Raw genomic sequence first — 20,716 nt, forward strand, 5'->3', positions numbered from 1 at the left:
GTGGCGCCGTGCTGCACCTGCGAGTGATCAGTCCGCCCGGGGACACCGAGCGGGTCGTCGGGCTGCTCACGGCCGAGGCCGGGGCCACGAACGTGGTCGTGCTCGCCGGGGCCGCCCGCGAGCCGGCCGGCGACCTCGTGCTCGCCGACGTGGTGCGCGAGGCCGCCAGCCCGGTCCTCACCGCGCTGCGCAAGCTCGGCATCGACGAGCACGGGTCGATCGCGGTCGAGACCGTCGACGTCGCCCTGTCCCGCAACGCGCGGCGGGCCGCCGACGCCGCCCCCGGGCTGTCCGGCGACGCCGTGGTGTGGGACGAGATCGAGCAGAAGACCGGCGAGGAGACCGAGCTGTCGGGCACGTTCCTGGCGATGCTCGCGATCGCGACCATCATCGCCGGCATCGGGGTGCTGCTCGACCAGCCGATCCTCATCGTCGGGGCGATGGTCGTCGGGCCCGAGTTCGGCCCGCTGGCCTCGCTGTGCGTGGGGATCGTGCGCCGCCGCGGCCGCTCGGTGCGCCGCGCCCTGCTCGCGCTCGCGGTCGGCTTCCCGGTGGGCATCCTGGTGACGGTCCTGACCACGTGGGGCCTCGACGCGGTGGGCCTGGTCGACAAGGGGATGCTGCTGCGGGAACGGCCGCTGACCGACTTCATCTGGCGGCCCGACGCGCTGTCGTGGGTCGTCGGGTTCTTCGCCGGGATCGCCGGGATGCTGTCGCTGACCTCGGCGAAGGCCGGCCCGATGATCGGGGTGCTCATCTCGGTCACGACGGTGCCCGCGGCGGCGAACATCGCGGTGGCGCTGGCCTACGGGGTGCCGCACGAGGCCGGCGGCTCCGCCCTGCAGCTGCTGATCAACCTGGCCGCGATCGTCGCCGCCGGGGTGGCGACGCTGCTGGTCCTGCGGCTGCTGTGGCGCCGTGCCTGAGCTTCGCGACGCGCTCGACGCGCTGCTGCAGGAGGTCCCGCCGGCCCGGCTGACCGAGTCGGTACGGCGGCTCATCGAGGACTACCGCAGCGGCCGGCCCGCGGACGAGCCCCTGATCCGCAACATGGTCGACGCGACCGCGTACGCCGCCTACCGCATGCCGGCCACGCACGCCGCGGTGAGCGCCGCGCTGGCCCAGCTGCCGCCGATCGCGCCGCGCAGCCACGTGGACCTCGGCGGCGGTACCGGCGCGGCCGCCTGGGCGGTCCGGGGCGCCTACGGCCCCGTCCCGGCGACGGTGCTGGACCAGGTGCCGGAGACGCTGAAGCTCGGCGCCCGCATCGCGAAGGACCTGGACTTCACGTGGCAGGAGTGGCGGCTGGGCGATCCGGTGCCCGGCGCCGACCTGGTCACCGCCTCCTACGTGCTCACCGAGCTGGACGAGGAGGCCCAGCGGGCGCTCGTGGCGCAGGCGGCCGCGGCGGCGACGGCGGCGGTGGTGCTGATCGAGCCGGGGACTCCGCCGGGGTACCGCCGGATGCTCGCCGCCCGCGACCAGCTGATCGGGGCCGGCTGGCACGTCGCCGCCCCGTGCCCGCACCAGCTGGAGTGCGGGATGCGGGGCGGCGACTGGTGCCACTTCGCGGCGAGGGTCAACCGCTCGGCGCTGCACCGGCGGCTCAAGGACGCCAGCCTCGGGTACGAGGACGAGAAGTACAGCTTCGTGGCGGCGCTCAAGGCCCCTGCGCAATCACCCGGCCGGATCGTCCGGCACCCGGTGTTCCGCAAGGGCCTCGTCACGCTCCAGGTATGCCGGCCCGACACGAGTGTCGGGCCGGTCCTGGTGTCGAAGCGGGAGGGTCCGCGCTACAAGGCGGCCCGCGACGCCGAGTGGGGCGACGCCTGGATCTAGGCCTGGTCGGCCACGAACGTCGAGACCCAGGCCAGCGACGCGTTCCAGTTGATGGTCAGCTCGTTGGTCGACCACGACTTGATGTCGTCCATGTAGCACAGCTGCGGCTTGCAGCCGCGCAGCGCGGCGCCCGCGACCTCGTCCTGCAGCTGCGAGTTCGGGCCGCCGGCGAGGGTGCCGCGCGGCGGGTTCGGCAGCTTCGGGTCGAGCTGGTGGGCGTACCAGCGGCTGTGCTGGTTCTTCGACGCCTTCTCGCCGTAGCCGGTGACGTAGGACTGGTTGAGCGCGTTGCGGCCCAGGATGTAGTCCATGCCGGAGAGCACGCCGGTGCGGTACTTCGCCTGGCCGGTCAGGTCGAACGCGGTGGCGACGACGGTGAGGTTGTTGAGGATCTGGCTGTTCGAGCCCCAGTCGTAGCCGCCGTTGGGCGCGTACGGCTGGCCGTAGGCCTGCCCGTCCATGGTCTTGAGGTACCGGTCGGCCCCGTCGACCACGCTCTGGCGCACCCGCGCGCGGTCGGCGAGCTTGTTGTCGACCGTGGCGAGGTCGAGCCGGCCCAGGGCGGCGGTCGCGCGCCAGTCGAACGGCGCAGCGAACACGTCGGACTTGTGCAGCGGCGAGGACGTCACCGCGGAGGCGTACTGCTTGTCGCCGGTGCTGATGTACAGCTCGGCCGCGGCCCAGTAGAACTCGTCGCTGACGTCGGAGTCGCCGTAGGCGCCGCCGCCGGTCGAGTCGGAGTCCGGGGCGAACATCTTCGGGTGCTCCAGCGCCGCGGCGTACGCGGTCTTCGCCACCTTCAGCAGGTTCTCGGCGTACGCCCGGTCGTAGGGCTCGAAGACCCGGGCACCCTGCGCGGCCGCGGCGGCGAGGTTCAGGGTCGCGGCGGTCGACGGGGCGTGCAGCTGCCGCTGCTGGGTGTCGGCGGCCGGGTCGGTCGGCAGCCCCGTCCAGCCGGCGTCGGTCACCTTGTGGTGGGCCATGCCCGCCAGGGGGTCCCCGGCCGGCACCTGCATCTTGGTGAGGAAGTCGAGCTCCCAGCGGGCCTCGTCGAGCACGTCCGGCGTCTTGCCGCCGTGCTCGGGCAGGCGCAGCGAGCGGGCCTCGGCGGCCTTCGGGGAGCGCTCGTAGGAGCTCATGAGCTGGGCGACCGAGATGCCGCCGTTGACGACGTACTTGCCCTGGTCGCCGGCGTCGTACCAGCCGCCGGTGACGTCGAGGGTGTCGGTGCAGGCGCCCGGCTGGCACGGCACCTTGGTGTCGCCGCCGCCCGGGGTGTCCGCGGTGTGCCCGGCCTTGCGGCCGTAGCCCGGCGCGATGGCGTCGTCGATGGCGATGCCGCTGCGCTGCGGATAGAAGAACGACAGCGCGTCGATGCCGAGCTGGCGGTACGCCTTCGGGTCCAGGTCGAACGGGAGGCTGGCCTTGCCGTCGACCTCGAGCGTGTACGTGTGGCCGGAGCCGCGGTACGAGCTGAAGTCCACGACGTGCGTCTGCTGCCCGGAGCTGGCGTCCATGCCGCGGGGCTCCGACTCGCCGGAGGCGACGACCTTGCCGGCGTTGTCCTTGAGCTGCCAGGCCAGCGGCTTGGCGGAGTCGGAGATGACGGTGGCCCGCTTCGGGCCGTCGGGCAGGTACCCGACCTGGTTCACGCGGACCGGCGTGTCCGGGATCTGGTCCGGGGTGGCCGGGAACGCGTAGGCGCTGTCGGCGCTGGTTCCGGGCAGGCCGCCGTCGCGGTTCGAGAAGACGATGGGCAGCGCGACGGCGGGGACGGCGACGATCGCGGCCACGGCGGCCAGGCGGGCACGGCGGGACTGCATAAGGGCGGGCAGGCGCACGGGACTCCTTCCGGTCTTGGGCAAAGGGGTGCATTACCGGGTGATTACGGCGATGCCAGCGAACCTAGCCATCGAAAAGCCGCGTGAATCGGACAAAACCGTCCCGGTGTGACCCCGGCCACAGCCGGACCCCTCCGTTGGCACAAACGCTCGTCCCGTTGTGTCGTACGTTTGCGCGTCGTGCCTGCTCAGAACGCTCTACGCGCCAGGTATACACAGCATGTATACATGTCGTGTAGAGTCCCGGGCATGTCCATCGGTCAAGCGTTTCTGGGGCTCCTCGAGGCCCGGCCCCGCCACGGCTACGACCTCAAGCGGGCCTACGACGAGCGCTTCGGCGCCGACCGCCCCCTCGCCTACGGGCAGGTCTACGCGACCCTGTCCCGCCTCCTCAAGCACGGCCTCGTCAGCGTCGACAGCGTCGAGTCGGGCGAGGGCCCCGACCGCAAGCGCTACGCGATCACCGACGCCGGGGTCGCCGACGTCGAGCACTGGCTCGCCCACCCCGAGAAGCCCGAGCCCTACCTGCAGAGCACCCTGTACATGAAGGTCGTGCTCGCCCTGTTCACCGGCCGCCCGGCCGCGGAGGTGCTCGACACGCAGCGCGCCGAGCACCTGCGGCTGATGCGCGAGCTGACCCGCCGCAAGGCCGCCGGCGACCTGTCCGACCAGCTGATCTGCGACCACGCGCTGTTCCACCTCGAGGCCGACCTGCGCTGGCTGGAGCTGACCACCGCGCGCCTCGACGAGCTTGCGAAGGATGTACGGCGATGACCGCATTGCTTTCGGCCGAGGACCTGCACCGGTCGTTCGGGTCCACGGCGGCCCTGGACGGGGCGTCGATGTCGGTCGCGGCCGGTGAGATCGTCGCCGTGATGGGGCCCTCGGGCTCGGGCAAGTCCACGCTGCTGCACTGCCTCGCCGGGATCATCCGGCCCGACTCGGGGCGCGTGATGTACCGCGACCAGGAGCTCTCCGCCCTCTCCGACACGCGCCGCAGCGCCCTGCGCCGGGGCGAGTTCGGGTTCGTGTTCCAGTTCGGCCAGCTGGTGCCGGAGCTGACCTGCGTGGAGAACGTCGCGCTGCCGCTGCGCCTCGACGGGGTACGCCGCCGCGCCGCCGAGCAGCGCGCCCGCGAATGGCTCGACCGCCTGGAGATCGGCGACGTGGCCAAGAAGCGCCCCGGCGAGGTCTCCGGCGGCGAGGGCCAGCGGGTCGCGGTCGCCCGCGCGCTGGTCACCGGCGCCCGCGTGGTCTTCGCCGACGAGCCGACCGGCGCCCTGGACTCCCTCAACGGCGAGCGGGTCATGCGCCTGTTCACCGCGGCCGCCCGCGACAGCGGCGCCGCCGTCGTGCTCGTCACGCACGAGCCGCGGGTCGCGGCCTACTCCGACCGCGAGATCGTCGTCCGCGACGGCCGCGCCCTGGACCTGGAGCGGGCCCGATGAGCTCACCGCGGCGCTGGGGCTCCGAGGTGGGGCTCGGGGCCCGGCTCGCGCTCAGCGGCGGCCGCGAGGGCCTGGTCCGCACCGTGCTCACCGCCCTCGGGGTCGGGCTCGGCGTGGCGGTACTGCTGCTGTCCGTCTCGATCCCCGGCATCCTCGACGGCCGCCACCACCGCACCGACGGCCGCGACGACATGCACTACAGCGAGGAGACGCCGGCCCGCAGCGACACGTCGGTGCTCATGCTGCCGGTCGACAACGCCTACCGCGACCGCTCGGTCACCGGCCGGTTCCTCAAGCCCGAGGGCGCGCACCCGATCGTCCCGCCGGGCGTGACCGCGCTGCCGCCCGACGGCTCGATCGTCGTCTCCCCGGCCCTGCGCGACCTGTTCGAGACGCCCGAGGGCGCCCTGCTGCGCCAGCGTTTCCCGCAGCCGGTGGCCGGCGTGATCGCCAAGCAAGGACTTTCGGGCCCGAACGAGTTGTACTTCTACGGCACCCGCGGCAGCCTGAGCGAGGACGATCCCGACGTCCGCCGGCTCACGCACTACGGCTCGCCGAGCGCCCCCGGCGACCCGCTCTCGCCCATCCTGCTGCTGCTCGTCGTGGTCATCTTCGTCGTCCTGCTCATGCCCGTGGCGATGTTCGTCGCCGCCGCCACCCGCTTCGGCGGCGAGCAGCGCGACCGGCGGCTGGCCGCGGTCCGGCTCGTCGGCGCCGACACGTGGATGACGCGCCGGGTCGCCGCCGGCGAGGCGGTGGTCAGCGCCGCGCTCGGGGTCGTTCTCGGCGCCGGGTTCTTCTACGCCGGGCGGCAGTTCGCCGAGCGCTTCCAGCTCGCGTCGATCAGCGTGTACGCCTCCGACATCCACCCGTCGCCGCTGCTGTTCCTGGCGATCGTGGTCGCGGTACCGCTGGCGGCTCTGCTCATGACGCTGCTCGCCCTGCGCCGGGTCGTCGTCGAGCCGCTCGGCGTGGTCCGCCGGGCGACCGCGCGCGCCCGGCGGCGGATCTGGTGGCGCCTGCTGCCGTGGGCCGGCGGCCTCGCGCTCGTGCTGCCGCTCATCGGCGCGAAGGCGCACCGCTTCAACGTCTGGCAGGCCGCCATCGGCATCATCCTGCTGCTGCTCGGCGTGGCCACGATGCTGCCCTGGATCTTCGACCGGCTCGTCGCCCGGCTCGGCTCCGGCGGCCCGGTCTCCTGGCAGATCGCCATACGCCGGCTGCAGCTGTCGCACGACAGCGCGCTGCGGGCCGTCAACGCCGTCGCGGTCGCCGCGGCCGGCACGATCGCGCTGCAGATGCTCTTCTCGGCCGCCGAGGCCGAGAACACCCGGGACAGCGCCCAGAACGTCGCCGCGGCCCAGGCCGTCACGATGGTCAAGCCGAGCGTGTCGGTGCCCGTGCACGACGCGGCGCAGGCCGAGGCCGAGCTGCGTAAGAGCCCCGGGGTGACGAGCCTGCACACGTACCGCCAAATGGTCGTCTCGATGCCCGGCGACCCGAAGATCTTCGAGGTCGCGGTGGCCGACTGCGACACCCTGCGCATCCTCGCCGACCTGCCGGGCTGCGCGGACGGCGACGTGTTCGTCGTCGACCCGGCGTCGTTCTCCCAGCCGGGCATGAGCGACGACGCCACCGTCGCCAAGGGCCAGGACGTGCTCGTCGGGGGCCGCGAGGACGACACGGCCAAGCCCACCTGGCACGTGCCGGCGCAGCTCAAGACGGCCAAGGAGCGGCGCGACCCGTACGCCTCCTACCACGACGGCCTGCTCGTGACCACGGGCGCGGCCCCCGCGGCGCTGACCGAGACCCTGGACGCGCGGTACTACACCTTCATCGGCCTCGACTTCGCCACCCCGGACGCGGTCGAGCACCTGCGCAACGCGGCGATGCGCATCGGCCCGACGGCGGACGTCACGATCCTGTCGCCCCGGGACGTCGACACGACGTTCGCGAGCATCCGCCGCGGCCTGTTCGCGGGCGCGACAGTGGTGCTGGTCCTGGTCGGTTTGAGCCTGCTCGTCGGTACCGTGGAGCAGCTGCGCGAGCGCCGGCGAACCCTCGCCGCCCTGGTCGCCTTCGGCACCCGCCGCGGCACCATGGCGTGGTCGATCCTGTGGCAGACCGCGGTGCCGGTCGCGCTCGGCCTGGTCGTCGCGTCCGTGCTCGGCCTGGGGCTGGGCGCCGTGCTGCTGCGCATCGTCGCGGTCAAGGTACGCCTCGACTGGCCGGACGTGGGCGCGGTGAGCGGCATCGCGGCCGGCGTGGTACTGCTGGTGACCCTGGCCAGCCTGCCCCCGCTGTTCCGGCTCATGCGGCCGGAGGGCCTGCGCTTCGAGTGATGCCCCGAACCCAGGCGACGAGACGACGGGCCGACTCCTCGGGCGGCCCGTCGTCGGTCCGCACCGCGGTCTCCACGGTGGCGCGCAGATGGGCGGCGAAGGCGACGTGCCGCTCGACCGCCCGCTCGCGCCACCGCGGCCGCGCCTCGAGCCGAGCCCGGCGCACGTCGTCGGCGCAGTCGAGCACCGCGAAGTGGACCTCGGCGACCCACCGCCGCCCCGCGAGCTCGTCGAGCTGCTCACGCGTGAAGGGCGCCAGCAGTACCGTGTGCCGCCCGCTCTGCGCCGCCCCGTGCGCGACACTGAGCCACGCGTCGCGCAGCGCGGGCCAGTCGACCTCGCCGAACTCGCAGGCCCGCTCGAACGGCCCGATGAGCCAGTCCCCGTCGAACACCAGGCACTCGGGCAGCCCCTGCACCAGATGCGGCAGCACCGTGGTCTTGCCCGACCCGGACGCCCCGGTGACGACGAACAGGGGCAGGCGCCGCGCGGGCTCACTGTGCCCGCAGTCGGGACAGACCACGAGCTCCCCGCGGGGCATCATGACGATGGGCTCGTCACACCGCTGGCAGTAGTGCACGGGTTCAGCCTTTCGCCTTCTGCCGCAGATACGCCTCGGCCAGCTCGCGAAGGCGGGCCCGGTCGAAGCTGGGCCCGTGGCCGGGATGGACGACGGACACGTCGAGGCCGGCGAGGAGCTCCATGCTGCGCCGGTAGGCGGCCACGTCGGAGTTCGGCAGGTCGTCGATCAGGCCACCGTCGTAGACGACGTCGCCGGAGTACAGGGTCCCGGTCCGCTCCTCCAGCAGGGCGATGCTGCCCGGCGTGTGGCCGGGAAGGTGCAGCACGGTCAGTACCCGTCCACCCAGGTCGATACGGTCACCGTCGTCGAGCGTGCGGTGCAGGGTTATGGGTTCGACGCGGTAGGCGGCCGGGTCGTAGCCGGGATCGGGCAGGACGTCGATCATGAGCTCCGGGACGGGTTCGCCGGCCGCGTCGATGCCCAGCTTGTCGTAAAGTTCGGCGCCGTACAGGCTCGCCGGCACACCCGCCGCCAGAATCCCGGCCTCGGCGGTGTGGGCGGCCCGGTCCCCGAACTCGGATGCCCCGCCGACGTGATCCAGGTGCGCGTGAGTGAGCACGACCATCGGATCGCGCTCGAACAGGCCCGGAATCGCTTCCCGCAGGGCAACGACACCGAGCCCGGCGTCGACCACGATGTCGCGATCGCTGCCGCGCAGCCACCAGAAGTTCGCCGACACCAGCTCGTTGACGTGCGGTTCGCAGATCCGGACGATGGCGCCACCCACCTCGGCCTGCGTGTACCAGTCGACCATGCGAGCAAGTCTGCCAGCGGCGATGCCGTTGCGGCCGTCACGCCCTACCAGCCCGGTTCGAGGTCCATGCGCTCAAGCTCCCGCCGCACGTTGCCGAGCGCGGCCTCGAGCCCTTCCGGGTGGTACGGCATCGGCATCGGGAACCCGTAGGCCCAGGTGACCGGATCGGCGTCGACGCCCGGACCCCGGGCGTGACCCGCGAAGCGGCCGCTACAGCTGTCCCAGGATCTTCGCCTTCGCCTCGTCGTACTCGGCGGGCGTCAGCGCGTTGGCGTCGCGCAGCGCCCGCAGCCGCTCGAGCCGGGCCAGCGGGTCCTGATCTGCCGTCGGGGTGCCGTCCGGCATCCTCACGACGGTGGCGTTCTGCCAGTTGATCCCGGCCGGTGGCCACGGCAGCGACGCCGGCCAGGCCGCCGGGCGGTCGCCGCCGGCCGTGAACATCTGCGCGTCGAGCGTCGGCGCACCCCGGGGGCCGGTCATCGTCGGTGTCGGCTCGGCCCGGCCGACTTTGAGGTAGCCGATACCCAGGAACAGCAGGCCGCCGACGATGCCGGCCGGGAGCTCGAAGGCCCACCAGCCGGTCCCGGGCGGGCACTGCCGGGTCGAGACGTAGTTGCCACCGGACGCGCAGCTGCCGCCCTGTACCAAGCGGAACAAGGCGTACAGGGCCATGCCGAAACAGGCAATGGCGAGCAGGGTGCCCAGCACCTTGCGGACCCGGTCCACTATGCGCATCGTGTGATCACCAGCGGACCGTATCTGCCGCCGGCCGCCACCCGCCGCCAACGTCAGCTATCCGCCATTCAAGGCGATGACCGGCAGCACCGCGCGGGCATCAGGAGACCTGGGCGCCCAGGTAGGCCAGGACGGCGCGCACGCGGCGGTGGGCGTCGTCCGCCGGCGGCAGGGACAGCTTCGCGAAGATGTTCGTGATGTGCTTCTCCACCGACACCGGGGCCAGGACCAGGGCGGCGCAGATCGCCGAGTTCGACAGGCCCTGCGCCATCAGGGCCAGCACCTCCCGCTCCCGCGGGGTCAGCGCGCCCACGCCCGCGTTGCGGTCGTTGCGCGTGAACAGCTGCCGTACGACCTCCGGGTCCATCGCGGTGCCGCCCGACGCCACGCGTTCGATCGCGTCGAGGAAGTCGTCCAGGGCGGTGACGCGGTCCTTCAGCAGGTAGCCGACGCCGCCGCGGCCGTCGGCGAGCAGGTCGGCGGCGTAGGCGCGCTCGACGTACTGCGACAGGATCAGCACCCGGGCCTGCGGGTCGGCGGCGCGGATTTCCAGCGCGGCGCGCAGGCCCTCGTCGCGGAAGCCCGGCGGCAGGCGTACGTCCACGATTGACAGGTCCGGGGCGTGCCCGGCCACGGCGGCGAGCAGCGAGGGGGCGTCGCCGACGGCGGCCAGCACCTCGTGGCCGGTGTCGGTGAGCAGGCGCACGAGGCCGTCGCGCAGGAGGAGCAGGTCCTCGGCGATCACGATGCGCATGGCAGCTCCGCTCGCAGCAGGGTCGGACCGCCCGGCGGGCTGTCCACGGTGAGGATGCCGTCCAGCGCCTCGACCCGCCGCCGCAGGCCGTCCAGGCCCGCGCCGGCCGGGTCGGCGCCCCCGCGGCCGTCGTCCTCGACGATGATGCAGACCCCGGCGGCGGTACGGCGGAGCTCGAGCACGCATGCCCCGGCGTCCGAGTGCTTGGCCGCGTTGGCGAGGCCCTCGGCGGCGACGAAGTACGCCGCCGACTCGACCGCGGCCGGGAACCGCAGCGCCGGGTCGCCGCGCACGACGACCGGCAGGGGGCTGTCCCCGGCCAGCGCGGCCAGGGCGGCGTGCAGGCCGCGGTCGGTGAGGATCGGCGGGTGGATGCCGCGCACGAGGCGGCGCAGCTCGGCGAGGGCCTCGTCGAGCTGCCGGCGCGCGGTGTCGACGTCGCTCAGGGCGACCGACGACGAGTCCACGCCGCGCAGCTTGCGCGCGGCCAGCGCCAGCGTCATCCCCGCCGCCACGATCCGGGCCTGCGCGCCGTCGTGCAGGTCGCGCTCGATGCGTCGCAGCTCGGCCGCCTGCGCGTCCACCACCCGGGCGCGGGTGCGGGCCAGCCGCTCGGTCTCCTCGACCAGGCGGCGGTGCTCTCCGGGGGCCAGCAGCGCCCGGGCGACCGAGACCTCCAGCCGGGCCAGCCGGCGCACCAGCCAGGCGGCCAGTGGCAGCAGGGCCAGCCCCAGCGGTACCAGCAGCAGCCGCCCGCCGCCCGTGGTCATCAGCGGCTTCACCGGGAAGGGCGCGCGCGGGTTCGGTACCGCCCACGCCCACGCCGGCGCGGTGGCCATCCCCACGGTGACCGCGGTGACGACGATCCCGGCCACCCCCAGGCCGATGCCGAGCGGGAAGAGCAGCACCAGCCAGGCCAGGTCGCGCCAGGTGGCCGGCTGGGCCCCGACCGCGGCGACCCGGCGGCGGAGCGTGCCGGCGGGCGCGGGCAGGTACGGCGGGTCGATCGGCCGGCCCAGCACCCACGCCGCCCGGTGCCGCTCAGCCCAGGCCAGCCGCCGGGTGACCCAGGCCGCGCCGAGGAACGCGGGGCCGCCGAGCTGGGTGACGCCGAGCACCGCCACGGCGGCGACGGCGGCGATGCTCCACAGCAGCCCGGCCGGGCCGGCGGCGACCCCGGCGGCCAGGTACCCGAGCGCCGCCCCCGTCCGTCTCACGAAGGTCAGCGTACGCATCGGACGGCGGCCGCCGCGCCCGCCAGCAGGCCGAGCCCCGCGGTGCCGCCCAGCAGGCCCGCGTAGGTGGCCGGGTCGACGAGGACCCGGAGGGTACCGTCCTGGGCCAGGCTGAACGCGCCGACGACCACCGCCGTCACCGCCGCGCCGAGCAGCGCCCCGACCGTCACCGCGATCGCCGCCTCGCCGGTCACCAGCCGCCGCACCTGGGTGACGGTGGCGCCGGCCAGGCGCAGGCTCGCGTACTCCGGCCGCCGCCCGGCGGTGGCGATCGCGAACGTGTTGACGACGGCGATCGCGGTGAAGCCCAGCGACACGGCGACCATCAGCTCCCAGGCGCCCTGCTGCTCGGGCGCGTCCGGGGCCGCCGGCGGCAGCGCCGAGCCGGCGAACCGGCCGGGGTCGCTCGTGCGCAGCGCCAGCGCGGCGACCAGGCCCCGCGGGTCGTGCGCGCCGACCAGGGCGGCCGGGAGCACCAGGTCGCCGAAGCCGTGGGAGCGCTCGTAGGTCGCGGTCAGCGGCAGCTCGGTGCGGAAGCCGTCGGCCAGCCACACCGGCACCCGGTCGCCGACGCGCAGGCCCTCCTGCCGGGCCAGGAACGTGCTCACGGCCAGGCCGTCGGCGGTGAGCGCGCCCGAGCGGACGCCGAGGTCCAGGGCGGGCGCCCCGGTGGCCAGCAGGCCCTGCGCCGCGTAGTCCTCGGGCTTGCCGGCGCTCACGAGCACGGCCCGCGTGGGGATGGTCGCGGCCGCACCGGAGACGTCCGCGGCGGTGACGAGCTTTGCGGCGGTACCGAGGGGAAGCCCCGCCCCCACGTCGAGCCGGACGTCGGCCGGGGCCGTGCGGGCCGCCTGCTCCGCCGCCGCCAGGTCGCCGAGCAGGGCGCTGTTGAGCAGCATCGTGGCGTTGACGGCGAACATCAGCACGAGGGGCACGGCGACGGCGGCGATCCGGCGGTGCTCGGCCCGGGCGATCAGCCCGGCCAGCCGGCCCATGGCCCCGGGCGCCAGCCGGCCGACGACGGCGGTCAGGCCGCGCACCAGCGGCGGCCCGCTCGCGGCCACCGCGCACAGCAGCAGCGCGCACGACACGAAGCTCATGCCCATGCCGAGGGGCCCGTCCAGGGGCACGACCGCGAGCACGGTGACGGCCCCGGCCGCGGTGAGCACGGACAGCACCACCCGCAGCGCGCCGGCGCCGCGCGGCGCCACCGCCGTCTCCGCGAGGGCCTGCGTCGGGGCGATCCGCACCGCGCGGCGGGCGGCGATGCGCGCGGCCAGCACGGTGAGCAGGACCCCGGCGGCCGCCGCGGCCAGCGCCACGCCGACGTTGGCGCGGACCTCGAACTGCGCGGGCACCACCCGCAGGTCCCGGAAGCGGCGGGCGATGAGGCCCGCGACGGCGACCCCGAGCGGCACCCCCGGCACCGCCGCCACCGCGGCCAGGGCGGCCGCCTCGGCGCCGAGCAGCCGGCGCAGCGCGCGCGGGGTGGCCCCGATCGTGCGCAGCAGCGCGAGCTCGCGCAGCCGCTGCCGCACGCCGAGCGCGACGGTGCCGACGAGCACGAACACGGCGGCGAAGCCGGTGATGCCGATGACGAAGCCGAAGATCGAGATCGGCGCGACGTAGTCGGGCAGCGCGCCGGGCAGGTCGGCGCGGACCCGGTCGGCGCCGGTGCGCACGGCGGCGCCGGTGAGCGGGGCGGCCGCGCGGGCGAAGGCGGCCGGGTCGGCGGTGTGCACCGCGATCGCCGTCGGGCCCGCCAGGCCGGAGAGGGCGGCCACGTCGGCGTCGGCGACGAAGAGGGCGCCCTGGGCGGGCAGCACCTCCCGGGTCACGCCGGAGATGTGCAGGGTCCGGGTGCCGGTGCGGGTGGTGACCTCGACGGCGCCGCCGGGGGCGAGGTGGGCCCGCTCGGCGAGGTCGGCGTCGACGACGGCCAGCCCGGGGCCGGGCGGCGAACCGGACCGCAGCGTGAACGGGGTCAGCGCGGCCGAGCCCCAGCCGTGCCCGACGACTGGCGCGTGGTCCGCCCCGCGGACCGACCGGCCGCCGGCGGTGAGCTCCACCGCGAAGGCGTAGTCGGCGACCGCCCCGTCCACGCCCGGCAGCGCGGCCAGCCGCGCGGTCAGCTCGGGCGGCAGCGTGCCGGCCCCGGTGAGCCGCTCGCTCTTCGTCTTCGTCTTGGTCTTGCCCTTCTTCTTGTCGGTCACGGTGGTCGCGGTGACCTCCCGCGCCCCGGCGACGACCGCGTCGGCCGCGGCGAAGCGGTCGGCCGGCGGCCGCGCGGTCAGCACCGAGAACAGCAGCAGCCCGCCGGCGGCGAGGAGCGCGACCGCGAGCACCGCGGCCAGGAACGTGCCGGCGTAGGCGCCGCGGTGGCGGCGCAGGCCGGCGAGGGCCAGGCGCATCATCGGGCGCTCACCGCCGTCATGCGGCTCGCGACGGCCTCGGCGGTCGGCGCGGTGAGCTCGTCGACGACGCGCCCGTCGGCCAGGAAGACGACCCGGTCGGCCCACGCGGCCGCGGCCGGGTCGTGGGTGACCATGACGACGGCCGTACCGGTGCGGTCGACCGCCTCGCGCAGCAGCCCGAGCACCTCGCGGCCGGTGGCGATGTCCAGCGCCCCGGTCGGCTCGTCGGCGAAGATCACCTCGGGCCGCCCGGCGAGCGCCCGCGCCAGCGCGACCCGCTGCCGCTGCCCGCCGGACAGCTGGGCGGGCCGGTCGTGCTCCCGCCCGCCCAGGCCGACCCGCCGGATCACCTCGCGGGCCCGGTCCCGGTCGGGCCGGACCTTGGCGAGCCGCTGCGGCAGCAGCACGTTGTGCCACACCGAGAGCGAGTCGATGAGGTTGTACGTCTGGAAGACGAACCCGACCCGCCGGCGCCGCGCCTCCGTCAGCCGCGGCTCCCGCAGCCGCGCGATGTCGTCCCCGGCGAGGCGGACCCGCCCCGAGTCGGCCCGGTCGAGCCCGGCCGCGCAGTGCAGCAGCGTGGTCTTGCCCGACCCGGACGGGCCCATCACGGCGCAGAAGCCGCCCCGGGCGAAGCTGACGGAAACGTCGTCCAGCGCCCGCACCCCAGCGCCCGGATAGGTCTTGACGAGGTTGTGCACCTCGACGACCGGTGTGTTCTCCATGCGGTACAGCCTCGGAAAATCCGGCGCCCGGCAACACATGGCGCCCCTGGATCTTCGAGGTAGGGCCAGCCCTACTCCGGCGTGTAGAGCAGCTCGTAGGTGCGTTCGGCGAAGCACCAGCCTTCCCCGGTGCGCTCGTAGCGGTCGTGGAACACGCCGTAGTTGATGTGCAGCGTGCCGTCGCGGAAGCGGCCGATCTCGTGGACGTACGCCCGGCCCGTGGCCCGGTCCCCGTCCAGCGCGATGGTGCCGGGGTGGGTGGTCTGGATCAGGAAGTCCCACGCGGTGCGCAGGCGCTGCAGGCCCTCCACGATCTCGGTGCGGCTGGTGAACTCGATGTTGGCGGCCGGGATGCGCCAGGCGGCGTCCGCGGTGAACAGGGCGCCCACGCGGTCGTACTCGCCCTGCATGGCGGCGTCGGCGAACTCGCCGCGCAGGGACTCGATCTCGAAACGGTCGGTCACGGCGATCTCCTCAGAAACGGGCCACGGCGACGAACGCCGCCACGGCGAGGTACGCGACGGTGGCCGCCACGGCGCGGGACTCGCCGCGGCGCTGGTGCACGACGGCGGCGCCGGCCATGAGCAGGGCCAGGCCGGTCGCGGCGAGCGGGGTCAGGACCTCGGCGACGTGCAGCAGCCGGGGCAGGACCAGCCCGGCGGCGGCCAGGACCTCGGCGACGCCGATGGCCTTCACCGCGGCCGGGGAGAACGACTCGGCCCAGGCGTTGCCCTTGGCCACGAGTTTCGACTTGGGCCACGCGAGCTTGACCAGGCCGCTGGCCAGGAAGGCGGCGGCGAGCAGGGAAGCGACGATCCACAGCGCTACGTTCATGCCGCGTCCGACGATGCAGGGGACGGAAATGTCAGGCTGACATTCCGGGGCTGTGTTTCGTCGAATGCGGTGGAGGTGGGTTGGGATGCAGGAACGGCGGCAGCTGTTGAACATCGCGTACCGGCTCCTCGGGTCGCTGGCCGACGCCGAGGACGTGGTGCAGGAGGCGTACGCGCGCTGGTACGCGCTCCCGCCGGGGCAGCGCGCCGAGGTTGCGGCCCCCGCGGCCTGGCTCACGACGGTCACCAGCCGGATCTGCCTCGACCTGCTCGGGTCGGCCCGGGTGCGGCGCGAGCGCTACGTGGGGGAGTGGATCCCCGAGCCGCTGCCGCAGGCGGCCGACGGGGGCGGCAGCGTCGCCGATCCCGCCGACCGCGTCACCCTCGACGAGTCGGTCGGCATGGCGTTCCTCGTGGTGCTGGAGAACATGACGCCGGCCGAGCGGGTCGCGTTCGTGCTGCACGACGTCTTCCGCTACTCCTTCGCCGAGGTCGGCGAGATCGTCGGGCGCTCACCCGGCGCCTGCCGGCAGCTGGCCTCCTCGGCCCGCAAGCGCATCCGGAAGGCGCGGGTCGAGCGCGGCGCGGCGCGGCGGCAGGCCGAGGTGGTGCGGGCGTTCGCGCGGGCCTGGGCGGCCAAGGACATCGAGGCGCTCATCGGCGTGCTCGACCCAGACGCCACCGCGGTCTCCGACGGCGGCGGCCTCGTCCCGGCCACGCTCGAGCCGATCGCCGGCGCGGAGCAGATCGCGCAGGGGCTCGTGCGCATCATGGCCCTGGCGCCGGACGGCATGGTGGTGCTGGAGCGGATGGTCAACGGGCAGCCGGGCGTCGTCACCGAGGTCGACGGGGTCACGTCCACGGTCATGGCGTTCGAGGTCACCGGGGACCGGATCACCCGGATGTGGGCGGTGCGCAACCCCGAGAAGCTGCGGACCTGGACGAACGGCTGATCCGGGCCGGTTGCGCCGGGATGTTGTACTGGGCGCCATGACGTGGGCCCGGCCGACCGGCATCGGCTTCCTGGCGGTCGCGGCGCTGTTCGGCATCGGCGTGCGGGTCGAGATCGGCCACGAGCCGACCAGCTGGCTGCTGGTGACCGTCTACGCGGTGCTCGGCGCCGTCGCGGCCCTCGCCGGCGCCGGGCTCATGGTGCTGGGGAACCGGCGCTGACGAACGGGGACCCGGACGCGGCCGTGCGCCGCAGCGCGCCCGCCGGGTCGAGGTAGGCGGCGGCGACGAGGGCGATCCACTGGTACACGGCGTCCTCGTTGTCGGCGAGGGGCCCGGGCACGTAGTGCGGCGAGGACAGCCCGCGCTGCACCGACTCGCAGGCGGCCCAGTCCTGCCGGTTGGTGAGGTCCCAGAAGTCGACCGCGTACGCCGGGTCGTCGATGCCGTCCGGGAAGTACCAGCTGCACTCGATCTCGGTGTGCCCGGGCGCGAGCGGCGTGAGCCGGTGCGTCATCACGTAGTCGGGATGCGCGGAGATCAGCAGGTTGGGGAAGAGCGCGACGTAGAGGATGGTCCGCCGGGGCGCGCCCTCGATCCACACGCCGGCGCCGCGGCCGTCGAAGGACATGGTCTCGGCGTGCTCGCGCAGGTCCATACTGCCGCCGACCCACGCGCCCGGGAGCGTCCAGTTGTCGCCCGACGTGGGCGGGGAGACGCGGCACAGCTCCGGGTGGATGAGCGGGCAGTGGTAGCACTCCTGGTAGTTCTCGACGATCGCCTTCCAGTTCGCGGCGACCGGGTAGATGTGCCGGGCGCCCAGCCGCAGCGTCTCCATCCGGTACGGCGCGAGCAGCCCGTCCAGCGCGCCGGTGTACTCGTCCACCGGCGGCGCCGAGGTGCCCGCGTTCACCAGCAGCCAGCCGTGCCAGACGGCGACGGGCAGCTCGACCAGGCCCAGCGCGGCCGCGTCGAAGGACGCGACGCCGGCCATGTGCGGGGCGGTGGCGAGCGAGCCGTCGAGGCGGTACGCCCAGCCGTGGTACGGGCACACCGCCGACGCCCGGCCGGCCGTCTCGCCGTCGCCGAGCAGCTCGTGGCCGCGGTGCCGGCACACGTTCGCGAACGCCCGCGGTTGCGGGCCGAACGTCAGCAGCACCCCCACGTCGCCCGCGGTCACGGCGCGCTGGTTGCACCCCTCGGACAGCTCGTCGAGGCGGCCCAGGCACGTCCACGCGCCGGCGAACAGGTGCCGGCGCTCCCAGGCGAGCACGGCCGGGTCGGTGTACGCGGCGGCCGGCAGGGTCCGGGACGATCCGAACGGGCGCAGCGCCGGCTCGATCCCGGCCGGGTCGAGCGGCGCCGCGGGCAGTTCCGTCATACGCTAAGCCTCGCTCAGCGCCACCCTCGTGTAAATGCGGCGGAGGGGGCCGGGGGAGTACCAGTTGAGCCGCCCGAGCGCCCGCAGGATCGCCGGGACCAGGATGCCGCGGATCAGCGTCGCGTCCACGATGATCGCCAGGCCGCAGCCGATGCCGAACATCTGCAGGAAGCTCACGGTGCTGGTGCCGAAGGCGAAGAAGCTGACCGCCAGCAGCGCGGCCGCGGCCGACACGATCCGCCCGGTGCGCGCCAGCCCCGCGCGCACCGCGTCCGGCGTCGACCGGCCGCGAGCGTGCAGCTCGGCGATGCGGCCGATGAGGAACACCTCGTAGTCCATCGACAGGCCGAAGACGATGCAGAACATGAGCACCGTCATCGCGGTGTCCATGGGCCGGGGCGTGAAGTCCAGCCACGACGCCAGGTGCCCGTCCTGGAAGATCCAGGTGAGCACGCCCATCGTCGCCGACAGGCCGAGGACGTTGAGCACGAGCGCGCGCAGCGGCTGCACGACGCTGCCGGTGAACAGGAACAGCAGCGCGAACGTGGCCAGCACGACGACCGCGATGCCCAGTGGCAGCCGGGCGCCGATCGCGTGCGTGGTGTCGATGAGCCGGGCGTCGGTGCCGCCGACGTACGCGGTGACCGGCGCCGGCGCGTCCCGCACCGCGCGCACGAGGGCCCCGGCGTCGCCGGACTTGGCGGCCAGCCTGGTGTCGAGCACCAGCCGCTCCCCGTCGCCCCGGCTCAGCGCCGGGTTGCCGTCGCCGACCCGGGCCCCGCCCGTGAACGTGCCCGCGCTGCTCGTCACCCGCCCGGCGTGCGCCAGCGCGGACAGCCGGGCCGCGTAGCCGGCCACCGCGTCGCGCGGGACGGCCCCGTCGAGCACCACGTCGACGCTCGCCTGCTGGTTGCTGGCGAACCCGGTGGCGAGCCGGTCGGCGACCAGCCGCCCGTCGCTGCCGGGGCGCAGCACGCCCTCGTCGGGGGTGCCGAAGGAGACGTGCAGCAGCGGGCTCGCGGCGACGAGCAGGCCCAGGACGACCGGGAGGGCGGCGAGGGCGGGGCGGCGCATCACCGTATCGGCGAGCCGGCCCCAGAACCGGGAGTCGGCGGTACCCGTACCGCGCCGCCGGCTCTTCAGCCGGGGGCCGAGCACGGCCAGGAGCGCGGGCAGGACCACGAGGGCGCCGACGGCGGCGATGGCGACGACGCCGATCCCCGCGTAGGCGAAGGAGCGCAGGAAGTACAACGGAAACACCAGCAGCGCGGTGAGGGCGGTGGCGACCGTGGCCGCGGCGAAGAGAATGGTCCGTCCGGCCGTCGCGACCGTCCTGGCCAGCGCCTCCGCGACGGGGGTGGCGCCGTCCAGCTGTTCGCGGAACCGGCTCACCATGAGCAGGGCGTAGTCGATGCCGAGCCCGAGCCCGAGCGCGGTGGTGAGGTTGACGGCGAAGACCGACACGTCGGTGACGGCGGACAGGGCGGACAGCTCGGCGAAGGTGCCGACGATGGCGACGCCGCCCACGGCCAGGGGCAGCAGGGCGGAGACCACGGAGCCGAAGACGAGGATGAGCAGCAGGAGCGTCAGCGGTACCGCGATCGCCTCGGCGATCGCCAGGCTGCGCGCGACCTGGGCGTTGACGTCCACGTTCACCGCGGCCTCGCCGCCGGCCCGCACCGAGCCGCCGGCCGCGTACCGGTCGATGAGTGTCCGGGTCCGCTCGCGCCGCTCGTTCTCGTCGCCGTCGACGTGCGCGAGGACCATCGCGTCGGTGCCGTCGGCGGAGCGCAGCTCGGGGGCGCCGGTCGTCCAGTAGGAGACCACGTCGCGCACGCCCGGCTCGCGGCTCAGGCGGTCGGTGAGCTCCCGGCCGGCCCGCTCGTCGGCGGTGGGCGCGAGCAGCACGAGGTTGGGCCGCCCGCCGAACTTCTCGTCGATGATCCGCTGGGCCTTCGACGAGTCCGAGGCCGGGTCGTCGAAGCCGCCGCCCTGCAGCCGCCCGAACGCGCCGGCCCCGGCCACCCCGGCGGCGACCAGCAGCAACAGCGAGACGACGAGGACGATCCGCGCGCGGCGATGGATAAAAGTGGCGTACCGGTGCAACATCTGCTCTCCCCCAAGGGATGTTGACGGCGTAAACTTAACGGTGTCAACATTGCACATGGTGTTAACGGTGTCAACATCCGGCAGGATGAAGGGGTGCCCACCAGCAGAGTCAGTCGCCACTCGTACCACCACGGCGACCTCGCGAACGCGCTGACCAGCGCGGCGCTGGACCTCGCCCGCACGGGCGGCCCGGAGGCCGTGGTGCTGCGCGAGGCGGCCCGCCAGATCGGCGTGTCCGCCACCGCCGCCTACCGGCACTTCAGCTCGCGCGAGGCCCTGATGCACGCGGTGAAGGACTGCGCGCTGGGCGAGATGGTCGAGCGGATGGAGCAGGAGCTGGAGCGCGTGCCGGCCGGCGGCGACCCGGCGACGCGCCTGCGGGCCCGGCTGCGCGCGCTCGGGGCGGGCTACATCGGCTTCGCGCTGGAGAAGCCCGGGCTGTTCCGCACCGCGTTCCAGCGCAACACCCCGATCACCGGCCAGCACGGCGCCGACCCGATGGAGACGGCGCCGTTCAAGATGGTGATCGCGATCCTCGACGACCTGGTCGAGCTGGGCCTGATCGAGCCCGACAAGCGGCCGTTCCTGGGGATGGCCGCGTGGGCGACCGTGCACGGGATGGCGGACCTGATCCTCGACGGCCCGATGCGGCACATGACGCCGGAGATCCAGCAGACCGCGGTCGACCGCGCGCTGGACATGGTGGTGGACGGCATCACCGTGCGGTGAAGGTGGCTCAGGGGCTGTATCGAACTGGATGGCCGGGCTCCGA

General features: G+C 74.3%; 20 protein-coding genes. 8 read left to right on the plus strand and 12 right to left on the minus strand.

Translation table 11 applies throughout. The annotated features are described in order from the left end of the window. Positions 1-8 precede the first annotated feature (8 nt). Together AB0B76_RS09165 and AB0B76_RS09170 are read left to right on the plus strand one after the other, a co-directional pair. On the plus strand, positions 9-926 hold the full coding sequence (locus AB0B76_RS09165) for a DUF389 domain-containing protein (protein ID WP_360371914.1): 918 nt from the start codon (positions 9-11) through the stop codon (positions 924-926). Next, the gene (locus AB0B76_RS09170; RefSeq protein WP_360371917.1) at positions 919-1,839 is read left to right on the plus strand and encodes a small ribosomal subunit Rsm22 family protein; all 921 of its coding nucleotides are present in this window, start codon (positions 919-921) and stop codon (positions 1,837-1,839) included. The genes AB0B76_RS09165 and AB0B76_RS09170 overlap by 8 nt, the downstream gene beginning before the upstream one ends. Here AB0B76_RS09170 and AB0B76_RS09175 read toward each other — a convergent pair. After that, on the minus strand, positions 1,836-3,680 hold the full coding sequence (locus AB0B76_RS09175; protein ID WP_360371920.1) for a glycoside hydrolase family 9 protein: 1,845 nt from the start codon (positions 3,678-3,680) through the stop codon (positions 1,836-1,838). The two genes, AB0B76_RS09170 and AB0B76_RS09175, sit on opposite strands and share 4 nt — an antisense overlap. A gap of 249 nt (positions 3,681-3,929) precedes the next feature. On the opposite strand from AB0B76_RS09175, the gene AB0B76_RS09180 reads away from it, so the two are divergent. The 3 genes from AB0B76_RS09180 to AB0B76_RS09190 are packed head-to-tail and all read left to right on the plus strand — an operon-like array spanning position 3,930 to position 7,470. Then, complete coding sequence (locus AB0B76_RS09180; protein ID WP_360371923.1) at positions 3,930-4,454, plus strand: PadR family transcriptional regulator; 525 nt, start codon at positions 3,930-3,932, stop codon at positions 4,452-4,454. Beyond that, positions 4,451-5,128 carry an ABC transporter ATP-binding protein gene (locus AB0B76_RS09185; RefSeq protein WP_360371926.1) on the plus strand — a complete coding sequence of 226 codons (678 nt, stop codon included), beginning with the start codon at positions 4,451-4,453 and terminating at the stop codon, positions 5,126-5,128. Before AB0B76_RS09180 ends, AB0B76_RS09185 begins: the two co-directional genes overlap by 4 nt. Beyond that, a complete protein-coding gene (locus AB0B76_RS09190; RefSeq protein ID WP_360371928.1) occupies positions 5,125-7,470 on the plus strand; it encodes an FtsX-like permease family protein in 2,346 nt (781 codons plus the stop codon). Before AB0B76_RS09185 ends, AB0B76_RS09190 begins: the two co-directional genes overlap by 4 nt. Here AB0B76_RS09190 and AB0B76_RS09195 read toward each other — a convergent pair. The 9 genes from AB0B76_RS09195 to AB0B76_RS09235 all read right to left on the minus strand — a co-directional run bounded on the left by AB0B76_RS09195 (position 7,439) and on the right by AB0B76_RS09235 (position 15,504). Beyond that, a complete protein-coding gene (locus AB0B76_RS09195) occupies positions 7,439-8,050 on the minus strand; it encodes an AAA family ATPase (RefSeq protein ID WP_360371931.1) in 612 nt (203 codons plus the stop codon). The genes AB0B76_RS09190 and AB0B76_RS09195 overlap by 32 nt on opposite strands. 4 nt (positions 8,051-8,054) lie before the next feature. After that, complete coding sequence (locus AB0B76_RS09200) at positions 8,055-8,807, minus strand: MBL fold metallo-hydrolase (protein WP_360371934.1); 753 nt, start codon at positions 8,805-8,807, stop codon at positions 8,055-8,057. Positions 8,808-9,017: 210 nt separating this feature from the next. Then, positions 9,018-9,542, minus strand: coding sequence for an SHOCT domain-containing protein (locus tag AB0B76_RS09205; RefSeq protein WP_360371937.1), 525 nt, complete (start codon positions 9,540-9,542; stop codon positions 9,018-9,020). 100 nt (positions 9,543-9,642) lie between these two features. Further along, positions 9,643-10,296, minus strand: a complete 654-nt coding sequence (locus AB0B76_RS09210) for a response regulator transcription factor (protein WP_360371940.1) — start codon at positions 10,294-10,296, stop codon at positions 9,643-9,645. Continuing rightward, positions 10,284-11,513, minus strand: a complete 1,230-nt coding sequence (locus AB0B76_RS09215; RefSeq protein ID WP_360371943.1) for a sensor domain-containing protein — start codon at positions 11,511-11,513, stop codon at positions 10,284-10,286. The genes AB0B76_RS09210 and AB0B76_RS09215 overlap by 13 nt, the downstream gene beginning before the upstream one ends. Positions 11,514-11,518: 5 nt before the next feature. Beyond that, a complete protein-coding gene (locus AB0B76_RS09220) occupies positions 11,519-13,945 on the minus strand; it encodes an ABC transporter permease (protein WP_360371946.1) in 2,427 nt (808 codons plus the stop codon). Then, the gene (locus tag AB0B76_RS09225) at positions 13,942-14,670 is read right to left on the minus strand and encodes an ABC transporter ATP-binding protein (RefSeq protein WP_360371949.1); all 729 of its coding nucleotides are present in this window, start codon (positions 14,668-14,670) and stop codon (positions 13,942-13,944) included. The genes AB0B76_RS09220 and AB0B76_RS09225 overlap by 4 nt, the downstream gene beginning before the upstream one ends. A gap of 71 nt (positions 14,671-14,741) precedes the next feature. Beyond that, positions 14,742-15,134: a nuclear transport factor 2 family protein gene (locus tag AB0B76_RS09230; protein ID WP_360371952.1), complete on the minus strand. Its 393-nt coding sequence runs from the start codon at positions 15,132-15,134 to the stop codon at positions 14,742-14,744. Between the two features lie 10 nt (positions 15,135-15,144). After that, positions 15,145-15,504: a DoxX family protein gene (locus AB0B76_RS09235; RefSeq protein WP_360371955.1), complete on the minus strand. Its 360-nt coding sequence runs from the start codon at positions 15,502-15,504 to the stop codon at positions 15,145-15,147. An 85-nt stretch (positions 15,505-15,589) separates the two neighbouring features. Here AB0B76_RS09235 and sigJ point away from each other — a divergent pair, with 85 nt between their 5' ends. Beyond that, entirely contained in the window at positions 15,590-16,456 is an 867-nt protein-coding gene (sigJ, locus tag AB0B76_RS09240; protein WP_360371958.1) for an RNA polymerase sigma factor SigJ, read from the plus strand. 37 nt (positions 16,457-16,493) lie between these two features. Beyond that, entirely contained in the window at positions 16,494-16,676 is a 183-nt protein-coding gene (locus tag AB0B76_RS09245; RefSeq protein ID WP_360371961.1) for a hypothetical protein, read from the plus strand. Here AB0B76_RS09245 and AB0B76_RS09250 read toward each other — a convergent pair. Together AB0B76_RS09250 and AB0B76_RS09255 are read right to left on the minus strand one after the other, a co-directional pair. Continuing rightward, on the minus strand, positions 16,651-17,835 hold the full coding sequence (locus AB0B76_RS09250; RefSeq protein ID WP_360371964.1) for an aromatic ring-hydroxylating dioxygenase subunit alpha: 1,185 nt from the start codon (positions 17,833-17,835) through the stop codon (positions 16,651-16,653). The two genes, AB0B76_RS09245 and AB0B76_RS09250, sit on opposite strands and share 26 nt — an antisense overlap. A gap of 3 nt (positions 17,836-17,838) precedes the next feature. After that, the gene (locus tag AB0B76_RS09255; protein ID WP_360371967.1) at positions 17,839-19,944 is read right to left on the minus strand and encodes an MMPL family transporter; all 2,106 of its coding nucleotides are present in this window, start codon (positions 19,942-19,944) and stop codon (positions 17,839-17,841) included. Positions 19,945-20,037: 93 nt separating this feature from the next. On the opposite strand from AB0B76_RS09255, the gene AB0B76_RS09260 reads away from it, so the two are divergent. Beyond that, positions 20,038-20,673 carry a TetR/AcrR family transcriptional regulator gene (locus tag AB0B76_RS09260; protein WP_360371970.1) on the plus strand — a complete coding sequence of 212 codons (636 nt, stop codon included), beginning with the start codon at positions 20,038-20,040 and terminating at the stop codon, positions 20,671-20,673. Positions 20,674-20,716 lie beyond the last annotated feature (43 nt).

The sequence above is a fragment of the Dactylosporangium sp. NPDC049140 genome, assembly GCF_040648435.1.